6 protein-coding genes are annotated in these 5117 nt (G+C 69.2%); 5 read left to right on the forward strand and 1 reads right to left on the reverse strand.

What is annotated here, in order from left to right; translation table 11 throughout:
• Together RTM68_RS13560 and RTM68_RS13565 are read left to right on the forward strand one after the other, a co-directional pair.
• Positions 1–250, forward strand: a 250-nt coding sequence (locus tag RTM68_RS13560; protein WP_312171775.1) for a 6,7-dimethyl-8-ribityllumazine synthase, incomplete at its 5' end; no start/stop codon positions are given.
• Positions 251–303: 53 nt separating this feature from the next.
• Positions 304–663 (forward strand): Fe-S protein, encoded by a 360-nt coding sequence (locus RTM68_RS13565; RefSeq protein WP_312171777.1) that lies wholly within the window; start codon positions 304–306, stop codon positions 661–663.
• A gap of 18 nt (positions 664–681) precedes the next feature.
• Here RTM68_RS13565 and RTM68_RS13570 read toward each other — a convergent pair whose 3' ends face one another.
• Positions 682–1776 (reverse strand): ATP-binding protein, encoded by a 1095-nt coding sequence (locus RTM68_RS13570; RefSeq protein ID WP_312171779.1) that lies wholly within the window; start codon positions 1774–1776, stop codon positions 682–684.
• Between the two features lie 213 nt (positions 1777–1989).
• On the opposite strand from RTM68_RS13570, the gene RTM68_RS13575 reads away from it, so the two are divergent.
• The 3 genes from RTM68_RS13575 to RTM68_RS13585 all read left to right on the forward strand — a co-directional run.
• Entirely contained in the window at positions 1990–3123 is a 1134-nt protein-coding gene (locus RTM68_RS13575; protein ID WP_312171782.1) for an AI-2E family transporter, read from the forward strand.
• Positions 3124–3137: 14 nt separating this feature from the next.
• Positions 3138–4544, forward strand: a complete 1407-nt coding sequence (locus tag RTM68_RS13580) for a hypothetical protein (protein ID WP_312171785.1) — start codon at positions 3138–3140, stop codon at positions 4542–4544.
• A partial coding sequence (locus tag RTM68_RS13585) for a DUF2252 family protein (protein WP_312171786.1) occupies positions 4541–5117 on the forward strand: 577 nt, incomplete at its 3' end. The genes RTM68_RS13580 and RTM68_RS13585, both read left to right, overlap by 4 nt.

Below are 5117 nucleotides of genomic sequence, written 5' to 3' on the forward strand. Positions count from 1 at the left end.
GGTGGCACTCGGCGTGATCATCCGCGGCGGCACCCCGCACTTCGAGTACGTCTCGGCCGCGACCACCGACGGACTCACCCGCGTCTCGCTCGACGCCGGCAAGCCGGTCGGGTTCGGCGTGCTCACGCTCGACGACGAGAAGCAGGGTCTCGACCGCGCCGGACTCGAGGGCTCGAAGGAAGACAAGGGAGCGGAGGCGGCGGATGCGGCGCTGCGCACGGCCATCGTCGTGCGCGACCTGCGCGGCTGAGGTCAGCCTGCCCTTGCTGGCGCGGGGGCTCTCCGTTCTCCTACCGTGAGGGCATGGAGACTCTGCGCCACGTCGTTCTGTTGGTCCATCTCATCGGCTTCGCCGTGCTCTTCGGCGCCTGGGCCGTGCAGGCGTTCGGCGGAAAGCGCGAGTTCACGCGCCTGATGAGCATCGGCATGACGATCGCCGCCGTCGCGGGGCTCGCCCTCGCGGCGCCCTGGGGTCTTCCCGACGGCGCCGAGATGAACTACGCCAAGATCGGCACGAAGCTCGTCGTTCTGCTCGTGATCGGCGCCCTGCTCGGCATCGGCACCTCGAAGCAGCGCAAGTCCGGGTCGGTGCCCGTCGCGATGTTCTGGCTCGTCGGCATCCTGACCGCGCTCAACGCCGCCATCGCCACGATCTGGCGCTGACGCCGAGGACGCTCCTCGTCAGACGGGATCGGTGCGGAGCGGCACGACCACGTCGCCACCGGCCTCCTCGGTCACCCGCTCACCCATCTGCACGAAGGTCGGCTGCGCGATGAACCCCCCGGCGAAGAGCGCCTGCCCCTGAGCGAAGCCCTGCGCGCGGCGGATGTCGTCCTCCCCCACGAACCCGAACACGTCGGCCAGCTCGGCGATGTCGCGCGGGGCGTTGACCCGCATGAGCCCGAGGTTGTCGCACTGCGACAGCACGTTCGGGTGGATCTTCGTCGGACGCTGGGTCGAGAGCAGCAGCCACAGGCCGAACTTGCGCCCCTCGGCCGCGATCTGCACGAGCTGCTCGGTGAGTGCGCGCTCCACGGCCGTGCGCGGTTCGGGTGAGCAGATGTTGTGGGCCTCGTCGATCACGATGAGCAGCGGGCGACGGCTCTCACGCCGCGCCCACAGCTGCTCGAGCACGGCGAGAGCGGCGACCTTGGGCTCGGCGGGGTGGTCGAAGCCGCCGAGATCGAGGATGGTGGCGGCGGGTCTCTCGTCGATCACATCGACGACCGATCCTGCGCCCCTCGACCACAGGTCCCACTCCAGGACCTGCAGGTTCTCCATGCGATTGGCGAGACGCACGCGCGCCGGGTCGCCCGAGGCGCGGAACTCCCTGAGCATCTCGTCGGCGTCGAAATCGGCGGCACCGGCATCCCAGTGCAGGAGGACGTTGTACTCCTCGGCATCGGTGATCGGGTCGATCTGCAGCACCGCCGCCTTCGCCGCCGGAGACAGGTCGACGTACCGCGCGTGCACCTTCTGCCCCTCGCCGTGCCCGGAGCGGAACACACGGATGTCGCTCTGCGCGATGTGCTCGGCATGTGCTGCGGGAGCACCCGACCGCGCCTCGGCGAGCCTCACGAAGTCGGCGTTCGGGTCGAGGATGAGCATCGGGAGCTCGGTGTGCAGCAGGAGCTGCTCGAGCACGATCCCGAGGGCATAGGTCTTGCCGCTGCCGCTCTGTCCGCACCAGAAGGTGTGGCGGTTGAACCGCCGTGGGTCGAGCCGTACCGATTCGGTGGGGTCATCGGTCATCGACCCGATGGTCAGATCGGACATGGCGTTCTCCTCAGCCGCTGCATGCGATCCAGCTTGGCGGCTCCGGTGACCCCGAGCCTCACACCTTCCGGGTGACGCGGTGCGGCGCGGAAGCCGATTGCGGAGGGTCGTGTCCGCATCCGAGGCCATCCGAGAGACGGCACCGGCGTCTCCGCCGCCATATCGCCCGGAACGGGTGACGCGGCGGCAGACCGCGCGTCCGAGAGTGACACCGTGAGCGACGCCGGCACCATGGCCGAGGAGCCATCCCCTCCCCCCGCTCTGCGGCGCGCCGCTCGCACACAGCGGCCCCGAAGCATCCAGGTCACGATCACCAGGCCGCTCCTGTTCGGATTCGCCGTCGTCCTGGGAGGACTCGGCGCATACCTCCTCGGCGTCGCCGCGAGCTCGGTCGCCACGATCCTCATCTACATCGCCCTCGCGATCTTCGTGGCCCTCGGACTCGACCCCATCATCCGATGGCTCGAAGCACGGGGCATCTCGCGGATGCGCGGAATCCTCATCGTTTTCGGAGGATTCGTCGTGGTGCTCGTGGTCGTCATCGCGTTCGTCCTTCCTCCGGCGCTCCGCCAGGTGGCGGCTTTCGCGAGCGCCATCCCCGCGGCGATCGTCGACTTCCGTGCGTCCGACACGTACTCGGCGTTCGAGGCGCAGGTGGGCGACGTCCTCGGCATCGCGCTCGATCAGCTGTCGACGTTCTTCGCCGATCCGGGCAATCTGCTGGCCGTCGGCGGCGGCCTGCTGGCGGTCGGCTTCGGCGTCGGCAATGCGATCTCGGGGGTGATCATCGTGGTCGTGCTCACCCTGTACTTCCTCGCTTCCCTGTCGTCGATCACCTCGGCGTTCTACTCCCTGGCCCCGGCGCGCGATCGGGTGCGGCTGCGCGAGCTGACCGAGCAGATCACGGATTCGGTGGGCGGCTATCTCATCGGCATGGTCGTCCTCGCTGCTTGCAACGCCGCGTTCGCGACCCTGCTTCATCTCGTGCTCGGCCTCCCTGCCCCGGCATTCATGGGCCTCGCGGCGTTCCTCATCACGCTGATCCCGTTGATCGGCCCGGTCACGTACTGGATCTTCGCCACCCTGATCGCGCTGTTCTCCGACCCGCTTCTCGCGCTCATCTTCGCTGTGCTCTATCTGATCTACATGCAGTTCGAGGCGTATCTGCTGACGCCGAAGATCATGAACCGCGCGATCGCGGTCCCGGGCGCCCTGGTCATCATCGGGGCGCTCGTGGGAGGGACTCTGCTCGGTCTCCTGGGCGCCCTGGTGTCGATACCGGTCACGGCCGCGATCCTCCTGATCATCAAGCAGGTCCACATCCCCCATCAGGACGCGAAGGTCTGAGGACGGAGCAGCGCATGGCGAAGACGACGATCGAGGACCTGCAGAGACGACTGGCCGAGCTCGAGTCCGAGAACACGGCTCTGCGGGCAGGGGTCGCTCCCGACTCCCTCCCGCCCCTGCCACCGACCGCATCCTCACCGCGACGCTCCCGCACGTGGGGGCGATCGCTGGCGGCGACCGTGCTGATCGTGCTCGGCGCACTGATCGCGCCCGTCGCGCTCGTCTCCGCCTGGGCGAACGTGCAGCTCACCGACACCGATCGATTCGTCGCGAGCTACTCCGTGCTCGCGAGCGATCCGGCCGTGCAGTCCGCGGTGACCGAGCAGGTCGTCGCGGCGATCGGCGAGCAGGTCGACATACCGACCCTCACCGACGATGTGATCGACGGCGTGATCGACCTCGGCACGGGGCCTGCCGCGACACGAGCCCTCGAGGTGCTCAAAGGGCCGGCCGCGCAGGGGCTGCAATCTCTGGTGGCCACCATGGTCGAGCGCTTCGTCGGCTCGGAGGCGTTCGCGAACGTGTGGGCCTCGGCTCTCCGCATCAGCCACTCCCAGATCGTCTCCGCTCTGCAGAACGACCCGGATGCGGCGATCGCACTCGGCGCCGACGGCTCGATCGGCATCCAGCTGGCGCCGATCATCGACGCCGCGAAAGACGCCCTCGTCGATCAGGGAATCGGATTCGCCACGTCGATCCCGACGATCGACAGGACCATCACCGTCGCTCAGCTCGACTCGCTCGCCTCCGTGCAGCTCGGCTATCAGCTGGTCATCGCTGCGGGACTGTGGCTCCCCTGGATCTCGATCCTTCTGCTCGTGGCAGGGGTTCTCGCCGCCCGCCGCCGCTCCGTGGCAGGCGTCACCGCGGCCCTGTCGCTCGGCGTCGTGATGGTGATCGTGATCGCCGGCCTCGCGGTCGGCCGGGTGTTCTCCGACACCGCCCTGCGCGCCAACGGGATCTCCGCCGACGCGGGCGGCGCAATCTACGAGGTCGTCGCCGGCCCCATGCGCGACACCGCCGGGGCGGTGCTGGTGCTCGCACTCGTCACGGCGTCCGTGATCTGGTTCGCAGGACCGTTCGAGGTGCCCCGACGCCTGCGGGGAGTCGTGCACGGAGGCGCCGCGACGATTCGATCGTCTCTCGAGCGACGAGGCCTGAGCAGCGGGCGAGTCGGGACGTGGCTCCACTCCCGGCGGGCGCTGGTGCGGGGCGTCATCGCCCTTGCGAGTGCAGCGGTCGTCCTGCTCGTGCGCCCGCTGACGCCCCCGCTCATCCTGTGGACGCTCGTGCTGGCGGTGCTGGCCGTGGTGATTCTGGAGGTCGTCGAGCGTCCTCCACGGGACGAGCCCGAATCGGCACCGGCAGATGGCGACCTGACCGTTCGCGACGACGAAGTCGTCGCCGGAAGCTCGTCATGACACCCGGCCGCGCCGCGGACCTCGCCGATCCGTTCGCCGCGAGACGAGACGCGGGACGTGCAGCGCGAGCGCGGATGCCGAGGGCGGACCTCGCCGCCTGGACGCCGCCGCCCGAACGCACAGACCCGATCGCGCTGCTGGAGGAGCAGGGTCGCTCCCGAGTTCCCGAGCTCGTGCCCGTGCGATACGCCCGCATGGCGACGTCACGGCTGGCGTTCTACCGAGGCGCGGCCCTGATCATGGCGTCTGATCTCGCGGCGACCCCGCACACCGGCATCGTCGCGCAGCTCTGCGGCGATGCCCATCTCTCGAACTTCGGGCTGTACCGCACCCCCGAGAGGGTGATGATCTTCGACATCAACGATTTCGACGAGACGCTGCCCGGCCCCTTCGAATGGGACGTGAAGCGGCTCGCGGCGAGCTTCGCGGTGGCATGCCGGCAGCGAGGCTTCCGCAGCGGGGAAGAGCGCGAGTGCCTCTTCGCGGCGGCGAACGGCTACCGCACGGCGATCAGGAGAGCCGCGACCTCGACCGTGCTCGACGCCTGGTACGACCGGCTCGACGCCGACCGCG

Source organism: Microbacterium sp. (genome assembly GCF_031988965.1).
GTDB lineage: Bacteria > Actinomycetota > Actinomycetes > Actinomycetales > Microbacteriaceae > Microbacterium.